Annotated in this window: 23 protein-coding genes; 7 read left to right on the top strand and 16 right to left on the bottom strand. The window is 39.6% G+C overall.

The features are described 5' to 3' along the window. Positions 1-43: 43 nt before the first annotated feature. From C1T31_RS10315 to C1T31_RS10305, 3 genes are all read right to left on the bottom strand, one after another. The gene (locus C1T31_RS10315; protein ID WP_103052422.1) at positions 44-1,075 is read right to left on the bottom strand and encodes a serine hydrolase domain-containing protein; all 1,032 of its coding nucleotides are present in this window, start codon (positions 1,073-1,075) and stop codon (positions 44-46) included. A gap of 200 nt (positions 1,076-1,275) precedes the next feature. Next, a complete protein-coding gene (locus C1T31_RS10310; protein WP_103052421.1) occupies positions 1,276-1,887 on the bottom strand; it encodes a class I SAM-dependent methyltransferase in 612 nt (203 codons plus the stop codon). A 129-nt stretch (positions 1,888-2,016) separates the two neighbouring features. Next, complete coding sequence (locus C1T31_RS10305) at positions 2,017-2,583, bottom strand: hypothetical protein (RefSeq protein ID WP_103052420.1); 567 nt, start codon at positions 2,581-2,583, stop codon at positions 2,017-2,019. A gap of 806 nt (positions 2,584-3,389) precedes the next feature. Here C1T31_RS10305 and C1T31_RS10300 point away from each other — a divergent pair. The 3 genes from C1T31_RS10300 (at position 3,390) to C1T31_RS10290 (ending at position 5,353) form a co-directional block, all read left to right on the top strand. Next, positions 3,390-4,151, top strand: coding sequence for an NYN domain-containing protein (locus C1T31_RS10300; protein WP_103052419.1), 762 nt, complete (start codon positions 3,390-3,392; stop codon positions 4,149-4,151). Further along, a complete protein-coding gene (locus C1T31_RS10295; RefSeq protein ID WP_243398931.1) occupies positions 4,108-4,599 on the top strand; it encodes a DinB family protein in 492 nt (163 codons plus the stop codon). Before C1T31_RS10300 ends, C1T31_RS10295 begins: the two co-directional genes overlap by 44 nt. Positions 4,600-4,720: 121 nt before the next feature. Further along, positions 4,721-5,353 (top strand): MarC family protein, encoded by a 633-nt coding sequence (locus tag C1T31_RS10290; protein ID WP_103052418.1) that lies wholly within the window; start codon positions 4,721-4,723, stop codon positions 5,351-5,353. Here C1T31_RS10290 and C1T31_RS14225 read toward each other — a convergent pair. From C1T31_RS14225 to C1T31_RS10250, 9 genes are all read right to left on the bottom strand, one after another. Further along, positions 5,328-5,849 carry an MFS transporter gene (locus C1T31_RS14225; protein ID WP_317047292.1) on the bottom strand — a complete coding sequence of 174 codons (522 nt, stop codon included), beginning with the start codon at positions 5,847-5,849 and terminating at the stop codon, positions 5,328-5,330. The two genes, C1T31_RS10290 and C1T31_RS14225, sit on opposite strands and share 26 nt — an antisense overlap. Before the next feature lie 55 nt (positions 5,850-5,904). Next, positions 5,905-6,552, bottom strand: coding sequence for an MFS transporter (locus C1T31_RS14220; protein ID WP_317047291.1), 648 nt, complete (start codon positions 6,550-6,552; stop codon positions 5,905-5,907). A 123-nt stretch (positions 6,553-6,675) separates the two neighbouring features. Further along, positions 6,676-7,239 carry a DUF1579 domain-containing protein gene (locus tag C1T31_RS10280; protein WP_103052417.1) on the bottom strand — a complete coding sequence of 188 codons (564 nt, stop codon included), beginning with the start codon at positions 7,237-7,239 and terminating at the stop codon, positions 6,676-6,678. A 39-nt stretch (positions 7,240-7,278) separates the two neighbouring features. Further along, a complete protein-coding gene (locus tag C1T31_RS10275) occupies positions 7,279-8,820 on the bottom strand; it encodes an acyl-CoA carboxylase subunit beta (RefSeq protein WP_103052416.1) in 1,542 nt (513 codons plus the stop codon). Between the two features lie 103 nt (positions 8,821-8,923). Beyond that, positions 8,924-10,363 carry an acetyl-CoA carboxylase biotin carboxylase subunit gene (gene accC / locus C1T31_RS10270; protein WP_103052415.1) on the bottom strand — a complete coding sequence of 480 codons (1,440 nt, stop codon included), beginning with the start codon at positions 10,361-10,363 and terminating at the stop codon, positions 8,924-8,926. A gap of 1 nt (position 10,364) precedes the next feature. Beyond that, the gene (locus C1T31_RS10265) at positions 10,365-10,847 is read right to left on the bottom strand and encodes an acetyl-CoA carboxylase biotin carboxyl carrier protein subunit (protein ID WP_103052414.1); all 483 of its coding nucleotides are present in this window, start codon (positions 10,845-10,847) and stop codon (positions 10,365-10,367) included. An 80-nt stretch (positions 10,848-10,927) separates the two neighbouring features. Next, positions 10,928-11,599, bottom strand: a complete 672-nt coding sequence (locus C1T31_RS10260; RefSeq protein WP_103052413.1) for a PrsW family intramembrane metalloprotease — start codon at positions 11,597-11,599, stop codon at positions 10,928-10,930. Between the two features lie 19 nt (positions 11,600-11,618). Further along, positions 11,619-12,176: an NUDIX hydrolase gene (locus tag C1T31_RS10255; protein ID WP_103052412.1), complete on the bottom strand. Its 558-nt coding sequence runs from the start codon at positions 12,174-12,176 to the stop codon at positions 11,619-11,621. A gap of 98 nt (positions 12,177-12,274) precedes the next feature. Further along, positions 12,275-13,363: a M42 family metallopeptidase gene (locus C1T31_RS10250; protein ID WP_103052411.1), complete on the bottom strand. Its 1,089-nt coding sequence runs from the start codon at positions 13,361-13,363 to the stop codon at positions 12,275-12,277. Between the two features lie 114 nt (positions 13,364-13,477). On the opposite strand from C1T31_RS10250, the gene C1T31_RS10245 reads away from it, so the two are divergent. Both C1T31_RS10245 and trhA read left to right on the top strand, forming a co-directional pair. After that, positions 13,478-14,155 carry a DUF4294 domain-containing protein gene (locus C1T31_RS10245; protein ID WP_103052606.1) on the top strand — a complete coding sequence of 226 codons (678 nt, stop codon included), beginning with the start codon at positions 13,478-13,480 and terminating at the stop codon, positions 14,153-14,155. Continuing rightward, on the top strand, positions 14,155-14,781 hold the full coding sequence (trhA, locus tag C1T31_RS10240; RefSeq protein WP_103052410.1) for a PAQR family membrane homeostasis protein TrhA: 627 nt from the start codon (positions 14,155-14,157) through the stop codon (positions 14,779-14,781). Before C1T31_RS10245 ends, trhA begins: the two co-directional genes overlap by 1 nt. On the opposite strand, the gene C1T31_RS10235 is transcribed toward trhA, so the two are convergent. Further along, on the bottom strand, positions 14,774-15,343 hold the full coding sequence (locus tag C1T31_RS10235) for a GNAT family N-acetyltransferase (RefSeq protein ID WP_103052409.1): 570 nt from the start codon (positions 15,341-15,343) through the stop codon (positions 14,774-14,776). The genes trhA and C1T31_RS10235 overlap by 8 nt on opposite strands. A gap of 82 nt (positions 15,344-15,425) precedes the next feature. Here C1T31_RS10235 and C1T31_RS10230 point away from each other — a divergent pair, with 82 nt between their 5' ends. Continuing rightward, positions 15,426-17,138, top strand: a complete 1,713-nt coding sequence (locus C1T31_RS10230) for an FG-GAP-like repeat-containing protein (protein ID WP_103052408.1) — start codon at positions 15,426-15,428, stop codon at positions 17,136-17,138. A gap of 389 nt (positions 17,139-17,527) precedes the next feature. Here C1T31_RS10230 and C1T31_RS10225 read toward each other — a convergent pair whose 3' ends face one another. From C1T31_RS10225 to C1T31_RS10215, 3 genes are read right to left on the bottom strand one after another with little or no spacing between them, the layout of a single operon-like run. Continuing rightward, positions 17,528-17,956 (bottom strand): DUF4268 domain-containing protein, encoded by a 429-nt coding sequence (locus tag C1T31_RS10225; RefSeq protein ID WP_103052407.1) that lies wholly within the window; start codon positions 17,954-17,956, stop codon positions 17,528-17,530. 3 nt (positions 17,957-17,959) lie between these two features. After that, positions 17,960-18,631 (bottom strand): ZIP family metal transporter, encoded by a 672-nt coding sequence (locus C1T31_RS10220; protein ID WP_103052406.1) that lies wholly within the window; start codon positions 18,629-18,631, stop codon positions 17,960-17,962. 2 nt (positions 18,632-18,633) lie between these two features. Continuing rightward, on the bottom strand, positions 18,634-19,365 hold the full coding sequence (locus tag C1T31_RS10215; protein ID WP_103052605.1) for a class I SAM-dependent methyltransferase: 732 nt from the start codon (positions 19,363-19,365) through the stop codon (positions 18,634-18,636). Between the two features lie 93 nt (positions 19,366-19,458). Here C1T31_RS10215 and C1T31_RS10210 point away from each other — a divergent pair, with 93 nt between their 5' ends. After that, complete coding sequence (locus C1T31_RS10210) at positions 19,459-20,616, top strand: THUMP domain-containing class I SAM-dependent RNA methyltransferase (RefSeq protein ID WP_103052405.1); 1,158 nt, start codon at positions 19,459-19,461, stop codon at positions 20,614-20,616. The last annotated feature ends 149 nt before the right edge of the window (positions 20,617-20,765 follow it).

Genomic DNA, 20,765 nt, shown 5'->3' with positions numbered 1-20,765 from the left:
TCAGTTAGCATTATAAACATTAAATCGATGACTGTACATGTTGTCAGCTATGTTGTCTTTTCAGAATTTTGGCAATTCTATTATTTATGATTTCTGACAAATTCCAATTGTACAGTTTGGAATCAGTTGTACTATAAAACGCAACAACAACCGTATCTAAGTCCTTATAGTATTTGGCAAAACTTTGGTACCCTGGAACCCAACCGCCATGCTCATACTCATATATGGAAGCATATATGTCCTGTTCTTCCGGCTCGAATAATGATCCATCGTTCAAGGCTCGCAAGAACGTACCCACGTCTTCGGCTGTGGCCATCATACCATGGTCGTCTGGCTTTAAATCTAAAGGATGCCCTACATGGTAGCCACTCATAACATCATCCAAATTGACGTCGTGTAAAGAACCAAATGTATGCTTAAGAGTAAGCGGTGTTAGAATTTCTTCCTGAATAAATTGAAAGTTGTCATAACCCAATGCCTGATCCATGATCTTATTGATTAATAAATAATTGGTATTGCAATATTCATAGTCATTGTCAGGTTCAAAATTGGCTGGCTTGTCTATAATCAACGCCAGGCTTTCCTCATAGGACTTGGTTGGTGCTGCCCAAAAATTCGGAGCATCCGTAAAATTTGGAATGCCACTTCTATGCTTTATCAGCAACCTCAATGTAATTCTATCGGCGTTTTCGATTCTTCCCTTAAGTTCTGGTAAATAATCAGCAACGGTTTTATCTAGAGAAAGTCGCCCGTCATTTACCAATTTGGTAACAGCTACGGCATCGTATAGCTTACTAATACTGGCAATCTTAAATAATGCGTGTGGATTGGCAGGTATCTTGGACTCTCGATTATGCCAGCCAGAAGCATAATATTGTGGTGGTTTGCCTGCTTGGTCTACATAAACAATCATACCATCAAATCCATGACCAATGGCTTCATCTGTTTGTTCCTGTATTGAATCTGGTAGCGGCAGAATCCATGCCTTTACCAATAACCATGGTACAAAAAACAAGGAAGTTATTGTTCCAACAAGTAATATGACTCTAATTATGGTGGTTTTCTTTTTGGTCATTGTAATAGTTATTTTAGTAGTTAAGATAATTACACTGGCAAAATTCCTTGTATATGTTCAGAATTGAAATTTTTAATCTCTGAATTGTTGAATATTTTTGATGAAATGTAATACCATCTCAAAAGGTTGTTAGAATCCTTGAGCTAAACAAAGCTATTGACTAAAGAATGTTAACCTTTTTTAGCCACTGGATTTTGATGTTATTGCCTTTTAAAACTGCAAAATAAAAATTGCTGGGTGGTATCAAAAGGAGTCACGTGGTCTTCAGTCATACAGGAAATCTTTTTAAATCCATCCTGCCATTGTGAGATTAGTTCGGTCTCGCTATATTGCTTAATATTAAGTCCGCTGCATTTTTTTGGACCATGTTCTGAAAAGGTCCCAATGCTGACATATCCTCTAACAGATTGTCTTGCAATTTCTATATATCTTTTGATGTCATGCTGGTTAGTCAAAAAATGAAAGGCAGCCCTGTCGTGCCATACATCATAGACTTCAGTAGGTTCAAATTCCAGAATGTCACTAACGATCCAATTAACCATTTCGGCTTTTTTACCTAGACGTTTTTGTGCTTTCTCCAGTGATTTCGCCGAGATATCTAAAACGGTAATATGTTCAAATCCGTTGTCAAGCAAATAGTCAACAAGTTTGCTGTCGCCACCACCAATATCAATGATTTTAGCAGATTTTTCGAGTCCGAAGGAGTCAATAAATTCAAGCGATGTTTTGGGGTACGCTTGAGTCCAGCTCACCTGTTCAGGGCCTTTGGTTTTATAAACGGTTTCCCAATGGGTTTTTCTGTCTGAATGCATTTTGTTTGACTCAATTTTTCTAGGTTAATTAACGCTGGCTAAAAGTAGGCGTCAGTAACGGATTTAAAGGTACTATCTTTTTTATTATGCACGTCTAAAGGAACTATAGCCGGTGTTGTGTAGTGTTTTTTAATCTTTTTTCTTTTTGACGTTATACGGCAAGACTTCAAAAAGGACATTCCCATTTTTATCTTTCTTAATAATTTTCTTTGGTTTGTTTTCCCCGTTGGTCAAAATTCTAGCTTTGTAAAACAATTCCAAATTTCCATTTAAAAAATTGTTTCCAAATTCTAAAAGTTCCTTTTTAGCTTTCTCTAAACTCCCTTTAAATTCACTTTTTTTTGGAAAATCGTAGCCATTGTATTTTTTATTCGGTTCGGTTAACCTTTGAATAGCAGAAATTGATATGGAATCCCATTCAGATTCAAAGAAATCATCGCAGTTTCCTTCTCCGAGTTTGATGTCGTAAGTATATGGATAATCTGTTGGAAAATCCGATGCCGTTAATTTTATATACTGTTGGTTTTTTGTCCAAATTATCGTTGTAAAATAGGTTTCGACTTTGTTATTATGTAATTGAAATCCATACCCTTCTACAAAAGTTCCAATTATTTCTAAAGCTGATTTTGAAAACGATAAATGCTTTTTCGAGGGCTTTGAATTATCTCTAGATTTTAAAAAGTCAAATATCCCCATAGTTTTTTTAGCATTAAACACAACAATTGGCTAAACACAATGGCGTTTAGCCCCGTGATGTTTATACCGCTAAAAATAGTTAAAATTCTTACAATGCATCTGGGTTTTTAATAGTATTAATACAGTTTCTCCCACATTCCTTCGAGAATCCTCCCTAAAAACGGCACTTTTAAAGCCTGTTCTCGAACAATCCTCGAACAACACTCGAACAAAACCCCCTAAAAATCATGATTTTGTGTCAATCTGTGTCAAATTGTGTCAATCTGTGTCAATCTGTGTCAATCTGTGTCAAATTGTGTCAAGTATGTAGGGTAGGGACTACAAGTTAGATAAGGCTTCACCATGTTTACTCTATGGCTTAAGTATGGCTAAGGTATGGCTAGTGTATGCAAGGGGCATTTCAACAGAAACGAACAAAAACAGCAGAACTTAACAAAAACAACAGAAAACGGTAAAAATAGCAGAAATTGGCAAAAACAGTAGAAAACGGTAAAAACGCCAGAAATTAAAATTACCGACGCTATGCTTTTGGGTTCATATTACAAGCATAAAAAAAAAGGTAAGCACGAATGCTTACCTCTTTGCCCCAAATCTACCATAAACTTAACCTACTTATGTTATGGTACTGCCAATATAAATCCTCTTTAATTACATAACCATAAAAATTTGTTAAAGCGCACAAATAATCTGTAAACCGTCAAAATAGAATGTATTAACCATTTTTTAAAATGAATGCAACCAAAAACAAATGGTTTCAATGGAGTTCATTAACTTTACGGAAAACCAACAATTAAAACCCCTTCCTTATGGATATCAAATTAGCCGTACTCATTGATGGCGACAACATTCCATCAGCCTATGTCAAGGAAATGATGGAGGAAATAGCCAAGTATGGCAACCCAACCATTAAACGCATCTATGGCGACTGGACCAAACCACATCTGTCCAAATGGAAAAACATGCTTCTGGAAAATGCCATTACACCCATTCAACAATACGGCTACACCCAAGGCAAAAATGCTACGGATAGCGCCATGATCATTGATGCTATGGATATCTTATATAGTCAAAAAGTCAATGGGTTCTGCCTGGTGTCCAGCGATTCCGATTTCACACGCTTGGCCACGCGCTTGCGCGAAGCAGGCATGCAGGTCTATGGCATTGGCGAAAAGAAAACACCGGAACCCTTTATTGTAGCCTGCGATAAGTTTATATACATTGAAATTCTCAAGCAGCAGGCAACAGACTCCGATGCTACAGATAAGGATAAAACAACAACGACTAAACCTAATTACGATAAAATCACACCCAAGGTCATTCAGCTGATTTCCCATACCATTCAGGATTTAGCCGATGATGACGGTTGGGCATTTTTGGGTGATGTCGGTAGTCTGTTACAAAAAAAGCAACCGAATTTTGACTCCCGTAATTATGGATTCCAAAAACTAACACCGCTTATTGAGTCTATTAAAGAGTTTGAAATTGATAAGCGCGAAGGCGGTAACGGACGCTTTAAACTCATTTATGTGCGCAAGAAACAACGTCAAACCAGAAGAAGAAAAAAGTAGTATTTTAAGCCACACACTTACCAAACTGTTTGTTCGAGATCTCACGAAATTGCAGGAGGAAATACAGGCTTATTCCAACGAAAAGGATCTGTGGAAAGTCACGGAAGGTATTTCCAATTCCGCAGGCAATCTGTGTTTGCATCTGGTTGGCAACCTCAATCACTTTATTGGAGCCGAGTTAGGTAATACAGGATATATCAGACAACGCGATCTGGAATTCTCAAGCAAGGATGTCCCTCGAGAAACCCTTTTGGAGATGGTGGATGATACCAAAGTCATGATTACCGAATCATTAAAATCACTAACCGAAGCACAGTTACAAGAAGAATATAGACGCAACCCCTTTGAAGATTATATGACTACCGAATACTTTTTGGTACACTTAACCATGCATTTGGCCTATCATTTAGGACAGATAAATTATCATAGAAGGTTGCTGCAAGCCTAACATTCAAACACGATACTATTCGGTAACATGGTTGGGCCAATTAATTACCATTTCCTGATTATTCGTTAATATTCCGGTAACTTCAGTCATCAAAAAAAACACGGAATTTGCAGCAAAAACTATGGACTTATTTTTAGTGAGTTTTGGTGCTTTATTCTCCATTATGAATCCTTTGGGAACGGTGCCTGTTTTTGTAGGTTTAACCCTGGAAAGCTCCAAAAAAGAGCGAGCCGTTACAGCCTTTTGGACGGCCATTGATGTATTGGCCATTTTGTTATTATCATTTTTTGCTGGCAAGTATATTTTATCCTTTTTCGGTATCAGTCTCAATGCCCTTAAAATTGCTGGTGGTTTAATTATTGCCTCATCCGGTTTTGCCTTGTTGACGGGTAAGTTTCGAGAACACAAGGGTATGAAGCGTGATAAGATTCAGCAGGACATTGAAACCCGCGCTGCAATTTCCTTGACGCCATTGGCCATTCCTATGTTAGCAGGACCAGGAACTATTTCATTACTGATTACCTACAATCAGGAATACCAGTCAACTGCGCAAATCGGGACCATTTTGGGAGCCATGGTTTTGGTAACGATAGCTATTTATCTCATTCTCAAATCGGCACACTTCATTGTCAAGTTTTTGGGCGCGTCAGGTATCAATGCCTTATCCCGAATAATTGGGTTTATTGTCATTGCCATTGGTGTGGAATACATCAAAGGTTCGGTCGTAGCTATTTTGACTCAGGCTTTAGTCTAGACTTATTTTTTACTGCCCAGAAGAGTAAGACAGACAAGACACCGCATACCGAAAATCCAATAAACAGTGGTAGCACGCTGTCGGTTACAAAACTACCAATATAGTTGGCAATAGGTACCGCCATGATGGTTGAAATAAAGCCGTTAAGCGCGGCGCCAATACCGGCTATATGACCAATGGGTTCCATGGCCAAGGAACGTAAATTACCGAACAAAAAACCGATGGCTGTAAATTGGAGTCCAAAAAACATGACCAGTACCAACAAATCAGGGTTGTTACCATTATGAAAGAGAACCACATATAAAATGGATATCACACAATAAGCCAGGGCGGCTGTAATGGCTATACGTCTCATACCAAAACGCAATACCAAGGTGCTATTGATAAAGGTTGAAAACCCAATGGATATGACCAGACTCGCAAAGATATAGGGGAATAAATCAGCAAGGTGATACTGATGTTCAAAGATTTGTTGCGAGGTACTCAAATAGACCATAAAGGAGCCGGTTATCAATCCGGAAATGAAGGTATAAGCTACCGCATCTTTGTGTTTAAAAAAAAGTCACAGTGCCGTTTACCAACTGCTTTCGGGATAACGAAATTCTGGATGGTTTGGTCAGGGTTTCGGGTTGGCGTTTGTAAAACCAGATCATAACAGCCACACCAAATAATAAATTAAAATAGAAAATGGACTGCCAGTCATAAAACGTAATCAAGAACTGTCCAAAAGTAGGCGCCACCAGAGGTACCAAAATAAAAATCATAACCACAAAAGACATCACCTTGGCCATATAATCACCACTGTAGGTATCCCGAACCATGGCGATACTAATGGTACGCGGTGCTGAAAGACCGACACCTTGCAATACACGACCCAGTATCATCAGTTCAAACTGTTTGGTGGTCACGCAAAGGATACTGGCAATTACAAAGAGTATAAAACCGGTATATATGATGGGTTTGCGACCATAACTATCCGATAGTGGTCCAAAAATAAGCTGTCCGAATCCCAGACCTAAAAAGATCATAGTCACCAATAACTGATTTTTAGAAACATCTACCACGCCCAGAGTCTGACCAATGTCAGGCAGGGCAGGTAACAGGGCATCAATAGACAAGGCTACGATAGCCATGAGTGATGCCATTAAGGCAATAAATTCAATATTTACGGAACCGTTTTCGGATTGTTGTTTGAGCATGATGCAAAAGTACCTGGAATTGTTGTATTGCCCTGAACGTAGAGTCTTAAAGCTATCTTAAAAAAAGAAAAACTCCTTAATTAACAATTAAGGAGTTCTAGTATTAGTAATTTCACAATTAAATTAAGGTTTTCTTGTGTAAACTATTTCCATATTTTTAATTTCCTGATCACCCATCACCATAAACATTTCAAATTTATGCGAGTCTTCTGATAATTTTGTGAGTACCTCTTTGACCTGCATATCTTGTCCTGTGGCAGGATCCATCATACTGCCACGAAGGGTCAGCGTATTGGTTGCTTCATCCAATTGCCCTTTCATAAGCATAATACTGCTACCAAAGTTGTCTATCCAGGTAGCAATGAATTCCTTTTTGGCATTGTCATAACCAGTAATGCTTTCACCCATAAATGGCATACCCATCATGTTACCGTTATGTTGTGAGCGTTGGTATAGGCCACCTAAAATCATTTCGTTTTTCGTAGTAGCTTGTGAAACTGACGGTGGTTGTGTGGGATCTATCCACATACTCACTTTAGCGTTCCAATCACCATTCATAGAGGCCAGCCATTGGTGGTTTTCACCTGGGGTCATATTGTCCTGCCAGGCTTTCATTTCTTCTGGGGTTTGAGAAAAAGCAGTGAAGCTCAATAATAAGCCCATGCTTAAAAGGATTAGTTTTTTCATGTTGTTTTACGGATTAATTAGTCTTATAAAGATACTAAATTACAATGGAATATTGCCGTGCTTCCGCTTGGGTACATCCACTTTTTTATCCTCCAACATGGCAAAAGCCTTAATGAGTTTACGGCGCGTATCCTTTGGTAAAATGACTTCATCAATAAATCCGCGTTCCGTAGCGCTATACGGATTGGCAAACTTCTCGGCGTATTCAGCTTCCTTTTCTTTCCATTTGGCTTCAGGATCACTGGCATCCTTGATTTCTTTTCTAAATATGATTTCTGCAGCTCCTTTGGCACCCATTACGGCAATTTCAGCACTTGGCCAGGCAAAGTTCATATCCGAGCCAATGTGTTTGGAATTCATCACATCATAAGCACCGCCATAGGCTTTTCTTGTAATTACAGTAATTCTTGGTACGGTTGCTTCACTAAAAGCATACAATAATTTAGCACCATGTACAATAATGCCATTCCATTCCTGATCGGTTCCAGGCAGGAATCCAGGCACGTCTTCAAGCGTTAATAACGGAATATTAAAGGCATCACAAAAACGGACAAAGCGCGCCGCTTTTTTTGAACTGTTGACGTCTAATACACCAGCTAAAAACATCGGTTGATTGGCAACAATACCAATCGATTTCCCACCTAATCGGGCAAAACCGACTATGATATTTTCGGCGTGGTCTTTATGGATTTCATAAAAAGAATCAGCATCAATAATACCCGTAATGACTTCGTGCATATCGTAGGGCTTATTGGCATTATCGGGAACTATACTAGCCAGTTGGTCTCTCAATTCATCACCCAATTCATAAGGTAAGGCCTGTGGTTTTTCCTGATTATTCTGTGGTAAATAACTCAATAGTTTTTTAATGTCTTCCAGACATTCCACATCGTTGGCAGAGGTTTTATGAGCCACACCCGATTTTGAAGCATGGGTAGATGCACCGCCCAATTCTTCACTGGTCACTGCTTCATTAGTCACTGTTTTAACCACGTTGGGTCCGGTAACAAACATATAACTGGTATTTTCAACCATCAAGGTGAAATCGGTCATAGCAGGGGAGTACACGGCTCCACCAGCACAAGGACCCATAATAGCTGATAATTGGGGAATCACCCCAGAGGCTTGTACGTTTCGATAAAAAATATCGGCATAACCACCCAAAGAGCGTACACCTTCCTGAATACGGGCACCACCGGAATCATTTAATCCAATAAGTGGCGCACCCACTTTCACTGCCAGGTCCATAATCTTACAAATCTTTTCGGCGTGGGTTTCTGATAACGAACCACCAAAGACTGTAAAATCCTGTGCAAAAATATACACCAATCGGCCATCAATCGTACCATAACCAGTAACAACACCATCACCATAAAACTGTTGTTTGTCCATACCAAAGTCTTTGGTACGATGGGTTACCAGGGCACCGATTTCTTCAAAGGAGCCTTCATCCAATACATATTGAACCCGCTCACGCGCGGTTAATTTTTTACTGGCATGTTGTTTTTCTATACGTTTTTCGCCACCACCTAATTGGGCCTGGGCTAATTTTTCGTTTAAGTCTTTTATTTTGTCTTGCATAGTTTTTTGTATTTGCAATCAATTATGCTTGATTGTTCTAGGTACTCATTCTGAATACTTAATTCTTGATACTTAATACTTGATACTGAATACTCAACACGGATTAGTTTGGTACACGTAATATTTTTTGATCTTCCAAGTACTGCTTCACGGCAATGAGTGCCGCAATCTGGGCTTCGGCTTCTTGTTTGGCTTTTATGGCTTCTGGTGAATAATGCTTTTTCACAAAATGTGTATCGAAGTTACCGGAACGGAACGCTTCGTGTTCGCACACAAATGTGCCAAATGGGAGGGTGGTTTGAATACCCTCAATTTGGTAATTTTCAATAGCCTTTATCATCAATTGGATGGCCTCATCACGAGTACTGCCATAGGTAATTAATTTTGACAGCATGGGGTCGTAATAAATAGGAATGTCCATGCCTTGCTCAAAACCATTATCCACACGAATATTCTCACCTACAGGTAATTGGTACACATCTAAATGCCCAACACTGGGTAAGAAATCATTCAATGGGTCTTCTGCATAAACCCGCAATTCTAAGGCATGACCATGAATACTTAAGTCTTCTTGTTTAATCGGGAGTGCTTCACCTCGTGCGACGCGAATCTGTAGTTCAACTAAATCGGTTTGTGTAATCAATTCTGTAACCGGATGCTCAACCTGTAATCGGGTATTCATCTCGAGGAAGTAGAAGTTGTGCTTTTCATCCAATAGGAATTCTACGGTTCCAGCACCAATATAATCACAGGCTTTAGCCACTTTTACAGCGGCTTCACCCATTTGTGCGCGCAATTCTGGAGTCAGAACAGACGACGGTGCTTCCTCAACAACTTTTTGATGACGGCGTTGCACACTACATTCCCGTTCAAATAGATGAATAACATTACCATGGGTATCGGCCATGACCTGAATTTCAATATGTCGTGGTGATGCCACGTATTTCTCAATAAATACGGAACCATCTCCAAATGCGTTAACGGCTTCACTGATGGCACGATTCATTTGAGACTCAAAATCGGCTTCTTTGTCCACAATACGCATACCTTTGCCACCACCACCTGCAGAGGCCTTGATCAGGATTGGAAAACCAATGTCCTTGGCAATTTTCTTGGCTTCAGGAATGTCCGTAATGGCTTCATCGGTTCCAGGAACCATAGGGATGTTATAAGCTTTAACAGCTTCTTTGGCTGCGAGTTTACTACCCATAATTTTGATGGCCTTACTTTTGGGGCCTATAAATGTGATATTGTTGGCTTCACATAATTCGGCAAAGTCAGCGTTTTCTGAAAGAAAGCCATATCCAGGATGTATGGCATCCACATTCAGGTCTTTAGCCACCTGTATAATTTTATCACCTAATAAGTAAGATTGATTGGAAGGCGCTTCACCAATCAATACGGCTTCATCTGCATATTTAACATGAGGCGCACTACGGTCTATCGTCGAATAAACAGCAACTGTTTTAATGCCCATTTTTTTGGCGGTTCGCATCACACGAATGGCGATTTCACCTCTGTTGGCTATCAGTATCTTCTTCATATTATTCAAATTCAATTAATAGTTGATTTTTATCTACAGCATCACCTTTCTGCACACTAATGGATTTAATAACGCCATCACGTGGTGATGTCAACACGTTTTCCATTTTCATGGCTTCTAGAATCAGTAAGCTGTCATCTTCCTTGACTTCCTGACCTTCCGACACGTTAATATCTAAAATCAAACCAGGCATTGGTGCCTTGATATCATTCACGTGTTTGGAAGCACCTACTTCAAACCCCATATCTTTAATGAGCTGATCCAAGTCGTTGGTAATAGCCACCGTATAAAGGGTGTTATTCACGTTTACCGAATAGGTTTTGTTATGGAAGTCGGTTGTTACAATTTCTGCCTTGTAGGATTGGTTACCTTTTAAAACATGAAATGCCTTTTCATGGATTGAAACGGCATCGAGCGATTGAATATTTTCTGAAGAAATTTCAAAATGATCTGCATTGTTTACAGACGCTTTAAATTTTGTCATGAAATACTATTTTAGAGTTGTAAAGGTACATAATCTAAATAGTTTACAAGAATCGAATTTTATAAATTCTTGCTAAATAACTATAGCTTAAAATGTGAATTTTCCTGATGACGCTTGATGGCACTTCGGGAAAGTACAATGCCTACAGCCAAGGATACAAAGGCCCCAACCCATACACCGGGAATGAAATCGATGAACAAAAAGAAATCATAGGCGCCGTGAAATAGAATAGCCAATGAGAGTCCAATCAAATTTAGTTTCACGCGGTTTTCCGAAAATTTGGCCTTGCCCATGTAATAGCCCATTAATATGGCAAAAGTGGCATGGGCAGGAACGGCTGTAAACGCTCGTAATAAGGCGACTTGATAACCACCCTCTAATACATAGAATATATTTTCGGTGGCTGCAAACCCCATAGATACCATAACCGCATAAATGATACCGTCATAAGGTTCATCAAATGCGGTGCGGGTTTGCGCATAGTAGCGCACAATGATATACTTACTGAATTCTTCTGTAAATCCGACGATGAAGAAAGCTTTAATAAATTGCTCGAATATGCTATAGTCTTCAGGAACAATAATAAAATCGAAAATAACATATAAGAGCGTGGTAATAAAAATGCTCACAAAAGCACCAAACAAAAAACAAAATAAGAGTAGGGGTAAAGGCTCTTTATCATATTTATCTTTGACATAAATATATAGAATGATGATGGCTGCAGGTGCAACTGATAAGAGAATTAGTTCCATACTTGAAAATTAGCTAAAATTAGTTTTGTTCCATGCGTTTTTTAATGGTGTCTAAAACAAATAGGTAATAGGCTTTATTAATGGCTACAAAATGACCATTGGTGCTGCTATGTTCCAAAAGGGTAATAAACTCTTCTGTACTAACCAGCTTTAAGTCGTCAACTTCATGGGGTTGTGGTATCAGATTGTTCAGGCCTTGTTTGAGCTCTACAATAAAGGTATGGTGAAATTCATTGTCTGTAATCCCGTTGTCATACGATTGAAAACAAGAGAACACACCAATCTTTTCTAAATCATCTGCTGTGATTTGCAAACCAATTTCCTCCTGGGTTTCACGAATAGCGGCCCTCTCAATAGTTTCACCAGCATCTACATGACCAGCCACCGAAACATCCCATAGCAGCGGACAAATCGTTTTGCTGGCGGCACGCTGTGCTAATAAAATGTCACCTTTTCGGGTATATAGCCAGATGTGTGCGGTATTATGATAGAAACCCTGTTTGTGAATGTCTGATTTTAAAGCGGACTGCCCTGTAGGCTTACCAAAAGAGTCAACAATGTCTATGAATTCATCCATTTAAAATAAGAGTTGTCACATCGAGCGGAGTCGAGATGTTTTTTACGTAACAATTTTTTAAGTTCTCGACTGCGCTCGAACAGACATCATATTTTTAACTAGTCAAAATAAGAAAACGTTTCGCCGTCCTTAATTTTCAACAAGGTTTCATAGATCAAACGAATCACGTTTTCAACATCATCCTTATGAACCATTTCCACTGTGGTATGCATATAGCGTAGCGGTAAAGATATCAAAGCTGATGCCACGCCACCATTACTGTAAGCAAAGGCATCGGTGTCAGTTCCTGTAGCTCTTGATAAAGCCGAGCGTTGGAATGGAATCTTCTTGGCTTCAGCGGTATCGGTAATTAAATCACGTAGCTTTTGTTGTACGGCAGGCGCATAGGCTACGACAGGTCCCAGACCGATTTCCAAATGACCTTCTTTTTTACTCTCAATCATGGGCGTAGTGGTGTCATGGGTCACATCAGTCACAATGGCCACATTCGGCTTTATGGTTTGCGTAATCATTTCAGCACCACGCAGGCCTATTTCTTCCTGAACCGAGTTGGTAACATACAGACCAAATGGCAATTTCTTTTTATTCTCATGAAGCAATCGCGCCACTTCGGCAATCATAAAACCACCCATACGGTTATCTAGCGCACGACAAACAAACTTGTCTTTATTCAGTATATGGAATTCATCCGGATAGGTAATCACGCAACCCACATGAACACCCATTTTCTCCACTTCCGCTTTATCTTTAGCACCAATATCAATGGTAATATTATCCAGTTTTGGAGGTTCTTCTTTGGCTTTGTTTCTGGTGTGAATAGCAGGCCAGCCAAACACCCCTTTAACAATCCCTTTTTTGGTATGAATGTTCACAATTTTACTCGGTGCAATTTGATGGTCACTACCACCATTTCTAATAACATATATCAAGCCGTTGTCAGAGATATAATTCACATACCAGGAGATCTCATCAGCATGACCTTCAATAACCACCTTGTATTTAGCTTTTGGGTTAATAACACCAACAGCCGATCCATAGGTATCGGTAATGAATTCATCTACGTATGGTCTTAAATAATCCATCCATATTTTTTGCCCATCCCATTCATAACCGGTTGGGGCAGCATTGTTTAAATATTTCTCCAAAAAGTCCATCGACTTTTTATTGAGTACACTCTTTTTTGCCATGTTTCATTATTTTGGACTAAAATAATAATATTAATAAGATTTTAAGGTTATAGAGGCTGTAAATTGTTAATTTTGATAGTCGAAATTGGAATGATTTTAGATGATAGGATTGCCATGAACAGATTGTTGTATTTATTTTTTTTAATTCCTGGTTTTTTACTGGCTCAAGTCCATGAATTTGAGCAGGATTCTACCGATGTGCAATACATTATCATTGAAGGCGATTCCATACCGCATACGGCCATTAACCTCAATGAGGTCGTTTTACTGCACAAGCTAAAATTTGATAGCAACGAAGACCGCAGACGCTATTTAATTTTAAGACGAAAGACCATAAAGGTGTATCCTTATGCCAAACTGGCTGCCGAGCGTTTGCAAACCCTGAATGACCGCATCGACTCGATAGAACGGAAAAGTGATAAAAAACGATATACCAAAATCATTCAGAAATACATTGAAGAAGAGTTCTCCGAAGAGCTTAAAAAACTCACGAGAACCGAAGGTCAGATACTCGTGAAACTCATTCATAGGCAAACGGGTCAAACCACCTTTGATTTAGTCAAGGATCTCCGCAGTGGCTGGCGGGCTTTTTGGTTTAATAATACGGCTAGATTATTCGATATTTCACTCAAGGAGGAGTTCGACCCTTGGAATAATAAAGAAGACTATTTAATTGAAGATATACTACAGCGTAATTTTCAAAGTGGACGCCTGGAAGAACAACAATCGGCTTTGGACTTTGACTTTTTGGAACTCACCCAAAAGTGGCTGAATGAAAAGGACAACCCATAATGCGGCATCAATCTGATTTAGAAGAACAACTCAATGCCATCAGCCATGGAATAGGGGCCTTGTTGGGTATTGCAGCCTTGGTCTTATTGATTGTTTACAATACCCAGCAAACTGAATGGGGACTCTTCAGTGTGATCGTTTATGGCATATCCATCATTGTGCTCTTTACGGCTTCCACCTTGTATCATGCTATCAAACGGGAAAAGCACAAACACTATTTTCGGGTGCTGGACCACATCAGTATTTACTTGCTCATTGCAGGAACCTACACACCCGTAACCCTCATTGCTTTGGAAAACAGTTACGGCTGGCCTATGTTTTGGGTGGTCTGGGGCATCGCGGCTTTGGGGCTGATTTTAAAAATATTCTTTACAGGTAAATTTGAGATCTTCTCGGTATTGTTATATCTGGCTATGGGCTGGCTGGTGGTTTTTGATTTTACTTACTTGTCAGAATCTCTAGGGCCTAATGGGGTACTATGGCTATTCGCGGGTGGCTTGGCGTATACATTAGGTATTGTATTTTACGCCATCGAACGCATTCCCTACAATCACGTCATCTGGCATTTGTTTGTATTGGGTGGTGCCATCTGTCACTTTTTTATGGTGTTCTGGTATATTATTTAAGGTCTGATTCTAACAGACAGTAAATAATACTATCTAAAAACTGACCGTTAAATAGGTAATTCTCCCGAAAATGGGCTTCTTTTTTAAATCCAAAATTCACCAATAGCTTTTCGGAATTGGCATTATTCGGATTGATATTGGCTTCAATACTATGCAGATTGAGATCTTCAAAACCAAATGCAATCAATCGGGTCATGGCCTCAGTCATAAAGCCTTTGCCCCAAAACTCGGGTTTTAGACTATAACCAATCTCACCACGACAGTTCTCTCTAAAAAAGCGCCAGTAACCAAAATAGCCAATAAACTCGTTGGTGGCTTTGTCAACAATAGCCCAGTTAATCCCGGTTTTATCTTTAAACGAATCCTGATTGCGTTTTATGGCTTCCAATGAATCGTTGATGCTTTCATGCTTGTTGGAATCCATATGCGCCATCACACGCGCATCGGTTTTTAGGTAAAACAGATCAGCAGCATCACCAGCATTAAAATTGCGATATAGGAGTCTGTTACTTTCCAATTCTGGAAAGTTTTCAAAAACGGTATCATTGATTTGAAAACGCATAATTCATATCTTTAAAAGAAATTTATGGAATATACCTTATCTTTGAAGTAATAAAGTATAATTTGTAGTAAAATAAAGACATATGAGACAAATTGGCCTCCTTTTGTTTGTTTTTTTTACGGGCTTGCTTCAGGCACAAATCAGTTTTGAAGATCAGGCATCCGATTTAGGGGTTCAGCTGTCCTGCGGAACCACCTATTTAGGAAATGGCGTGTCGTTCTATGATTTCGATAATGATGGCTGGGACGATCTAACCCTCAACACCGAGTTTGGTCAGGAAATCCGATTCTTTAAGAACACCAACGGGACCTTTGCTGAAATCTTTCCAACCATACCGTATTTTGACTACCAAACCAAACAAGTCAATTGGGTGGATTTTGATAATGATGGTGATAAGGATTTGTTTGTCACCAGCGATTACGAAGGCAACCGACTCTTTGAAAACACGGGCAGTATGACCTTTGTGGATATTTCGGTTAGTAGTGGTATAGACACCACCAATGAATTCTCCTATGGTACCTCCTGGGGCGACTATAACAATGACGGCTATTTGGATATTTTCGTGTCCAACAGAACAGCCCTTCACAACAACATTCTGTATCGAAATAATGGTGATGGCACCTTTACCGATGTCACGCTGGCAGCAGGTCTTTCGGGTTCTGGTAGTGGTTCGTTTTGCAGTGCTTTCATCGATATTAATAATGATGGCTTTCAGGATATTTACATCTCCAATGACCGACCTGTAAATCCTAATATTCTATACAAAAATAATGGTGATGGTACCTTTACCGATATCAGTGCCTCATCAGGTTCGGACGTGACCATTGATGCCATGACAGTCACGGTAGCCGATTTTAACAGCGATGGTTGGTTTGATATTTACATCACTAACGGACCTATCGGAAATGTGTTGCTTAAAAATAATGGTAACGAAACCTTTACGGATATTGCGGTATCTTCAGGCACCGTATTCAATAGTATCAGTTGGGGTGCTTCCTTTTTTGATGCCGAAAATGATATGGATCAAGACCTCTACGTTTGTGGTGAGTTTGATGCCAACCAAACCAATTTTTTACTGGCGGCTTTTTATACCAATAATGATGATGAAACCTTCAACTTGAGCAACGAGTGCTTCCCGGATGATAATCGGGCAGCCTACAGCTCGGCAGTGGGCGATGTGGATAATGATGGCTATCCAGATTTGATTGTCACCAATAGTTTTGATCAGGATATCTTTTTCTGGAAGAATACCACACCGCAAACCAATAACTGGGTCAAGCTGGAATTGGAAGGAACGGTTAGTAATCGGGATGGTATTGGATCCGTAATTGAAGTATCCGTCAATGGCGAAAAACAATATGCTTACACTCATTGTGGCGAAGGCTATTTATCGCAAAACTCCGCAACAAAAATCATTGGAACCGGAACCCACACCACTATAGATTATATAAAAGTAACCTGGTTAAGTGGTATTGTGGATATCCTATATGATGTGCCTGTCAATCAAAAAATCGATTTGGTAGAAGGCACCTTCCCCGAGTTAAGTGTTGCCGAATACGACTTACAAAACACCGAACTGTATCCAAACCCGGTTAATGACAACTTGGTGGTGGCCGTCAATGAAGATGCTCGGGTTGAGATTTACACCATTCTAGGAAAACGCATGATGACCACAAATGTTTCAGGTCAGGGCAACAACCAACTCGATGTGTCTACCTTACCATCAGGCATGTATCTAGTCAAAATTTCTGCAGATAACGGCCAAACCCTTACCAGGAAGCTCATCAAAAAGTAATTTGAATACATCAAACCCCATTCCTGCGAAGCAGGAAGAAAAGTGACCTACCAAATCTTCGTCATGTCAAGCCAGATTAGGAAAGTGACATGCAATAAAGCTATTACATTTTAGATCCTGAATCACGTTTCGAGAGCCTCAACGTCCATTCAGGATGACAAATAAGTTAAAACCCCTTTCCTGCGCAGCAGGAACCAGCTATCGTCAGTATATAAGCATACATACCGTTAATAATTTTTGAAGCCTTGGAGAAAATTTAGGTATGGATGCTTGGTTTTTCGGTTTACCGAAAAAATACCCACGATAGCAAAAGCACCTTTTGGTTCTTTTGTGTGCTTAAAAAGAACATTAAAAATCTACACAATCATTAGTATGCATCAAAAACAAATCTAACCCTTTATCACATCCTCATACTCATCAAAAAACGCCTCAAACAACCCCATTTTCTCATTAAAAAACACCATCACCTCCTGCCAGCTATTCTTATTATGAATACTCACTTTAGCATCCAACGGCACATAAATACGCGATATTTCCTTACCATTATCCAAATAAAAGGTTTCTTCATAAATCGCTTCAGGCAGATACTCATCTAGAAGAATACTTTTAAGCGCGACTAACTTCTCCCAGTAATTAATACGATTTTCCAAATCACTTTCCACATCCAAGGACACCAATGCCTGTTTCGTATCAAAATGAAACTTAAAACTAAAACCCTTTATTTTGGTATTGTATAGCAGCCACTTTCTGGGGAAGGATTTCCCAAAACTTATCCAAAATGTTTCACGTAATTGTCGGCTTTCTTCCTTATTGAACATAGACTAGATAAAATAGGCAATAACAATAGCGGTTATAATGGTTAAAATCTTGGTGAGATTAAATTTATGCCCTTCATTGCTTTCAAAGAGAATGGTGGTAGAGATATGCAAAAAGATACCAATCACAATCGCCGAAATCTCATTGTAATAGCTTTTAATAAACCCAATGGAATCCGAGAGATACACACCCAGTGGTGTCATTAAGGCAAAGAGGATTAAAAACAAGGCAATCTTGACTTTAGATAACTGCGATTGCATAAAGAAGGTCGCCAGAATAATCGCCACAGGCAGTTTATGGACAATAATGCCATACACCAGATTCTCATGCGCTTCAATAGGAACCCCTTCCAGAATGGCATGAATACTCAAACTGATAAACAACACCCAGGGGAATAATGTTTTACTCTTGTCCAGATGCATATGCCCATGTTCGGCACCTTTGGAGAAGAACTCCAGAATAATCTGAATGAGAATCCCCACCATAATAAAGATACCCACATGGGCATCCTGCTGCTCATACACTTCTGGTAAAAAACTAAAAACGGTAATCGATAATAAAAAAGCCCCACTAAAGGCCAGCAGCAATTTTAAATGCTTGATTTGCGAAGGCTTTAAAATAAGCACAATTAAAAAACCGACTAAAACCGATAGGATGGGAAGTATATAATTCAGCATCGTTATTTAAAAATCATGATCAGACGTTCCGAAGTCTTGGCATCAAACTTACGCAATTTATAATCACCAAAAACATCCAGTAAATACACACCCGCTTTTTCAAACAACGCCTCAAAATCGGCTAGGGTAAAGGCACGCACACGTTCCTGATAATGATAGGTTTCATCCTCATAGGTAAATGCAATATCTTTAACAATATAACCGTCCTCAACGTAACGTTTCAGTTCAAAGGTGATACCTTCCACCGTTTTGGTCTCCACAGGCACTAAATGATTCATCACATATTCCGAGTTCATAAAATCAATCACCCCAAATCCAGTGGCGTTTAAATCGGCTTGAATGGCTTGTATGGTTTTCAGATTATCGGCTTCATGCTCAAAATACCCAAAACTGGTAAACAGATTAAACACCGCATCAAAATGCTTCCCAAAGGGTTTACACATATCATGCACCTCAAAATGCAGGCTGTCATTCTCAAACTGCTTGGCATAAGCAATACTGTTTTCCGACAGATCGGCTCCTGTCACATCATAACCCAAAGAATTCAAATACACCGAATGTCGCCCTTTCCCACAGGCTAAATCCAAAATGGTGCCATGCTCGGGCAGGTTCAGGTAATTAGTCAGGTTGTCCATAAACAACTGGGCTTCATCATAATCCCGATCCTTATAAAGAATATGGTAAAATGGTGTGTCAAACCAAGAGGCAAACCAAGCTGTCGTGTCTTTTGTCATAATAATTCCCATGAAACTAGGAATCTTTTAAGTTCTGATTCCCCAATCATGCCACAAAAATACTGTATTTTTGCAATCTATTTAATAGGAGTGATGGAGAATAATTTTAAAATGGTGGCCAAAACCTTATATGGTTTTGAAGAATTACTGGAAAAGGAATTACGGCAACTGGGTGCTATGGATATCCAAAAAGGTGTCCGTAACGTCAGTTTTGTAGGCGATAAGGGCTTTATGTACAAGGCCAATTTAGGCCTGCGTACCGCCATTAAAATCTTGAAACCCATTGAATCCTTTTGGATTAAAAACGAGGAAGACCTTTATAAAAAAGTCTATAACATAGACTGGTCCCAATACCTGAAACCCACAGGGTCTTTGGCGGTTGATGCAACCGTACATTCCAAACTGTTTACCCACTCCAAATACATTGCCCTAAAAACCAAGGATGCCATTGTCGATAAGTTTCGCGATACCACCAAGGAACGTCCTAATATCGACCTGCGGTTCCCCGATTTAAAAATCAATGTGCATATAGACCGCCAACAGTGTACCATTTCCTTGGATACCTCTGGCGAGTCCCTGCACAAGCGTGGCTATAAAACCGCCACCAATATCGCACCCATTAACGAAGTCCTGGCAGCAGGTATGGTCATGCTGTCCGGTTGGGACGGCCAGTGCGATTTTATGGACCCCATGTGTGGTAGTGGTACCATTTTGGCCGAAGCCGCTATGATAGCTTGTAACATTCCACCAAACCTCATGCGTAAGGAGTTTGCCTTTGAGCGTTGGCAGGATTGGGATGTCGATTTGTTTGAAACCATTGAAGAATCCCTCTTAAAGAAAACTCGCGATTTCCATCATAAAATGATTGGCTACGACAAATCACCATCTGCGGTTGCCAAAGCCAAGGCCAATATTAAAAACGCGCATATAGACGAGTTTATCACCATACAGCACGAAGACTTCTTTAAAACCCAAAAAGCAGGTGAGGGGAAGCTCCACATGCTGTTTAACCCACCCTATGGCGAACGCTTGAATATTGATATGGAACAGTTCTATGCCAACATTGGCGATACCCTCAAGCAAGGCTACCCAGGTACCGATGCCTGGTTTATTACCTCCAATCTAGATGCCCTAAAACATGTGGGTTTACGACCCTCCCGAAAAATCCATTTGTTTAATGCCAAACTGGAATCCCGCTTGGTTAAATATGTGATGTATGAAGGGAGTAAGAAGGCGAAGTTTAATGGTTAGTTTTTGGTAGTAGGCTTATACGTCTTAAGTTTACAAATCACTAAATTTATTATATAATCAGAAAGAACAAAAGAGAGAATTAAGGTTATGTTATACGTTGGAACTTTAGATTCCGTCAACAATGATAATCCTCTCTCTTTATCTACCTA

The organism is Hanstruepera neustonica, assembly GCF_002895005.1.
Taxonomy (GTDB): Bacteria; Bacteroidota; Bacteroidia; order Flavobacteriales; family Flavobacteriaceae; genus Hanstruepera; species Hanstruepera neustonica.
Note: the sequence above shows the minus strand (reverse complement) of the source record. Positions and strands in the feature narration are given on the sequence as shown.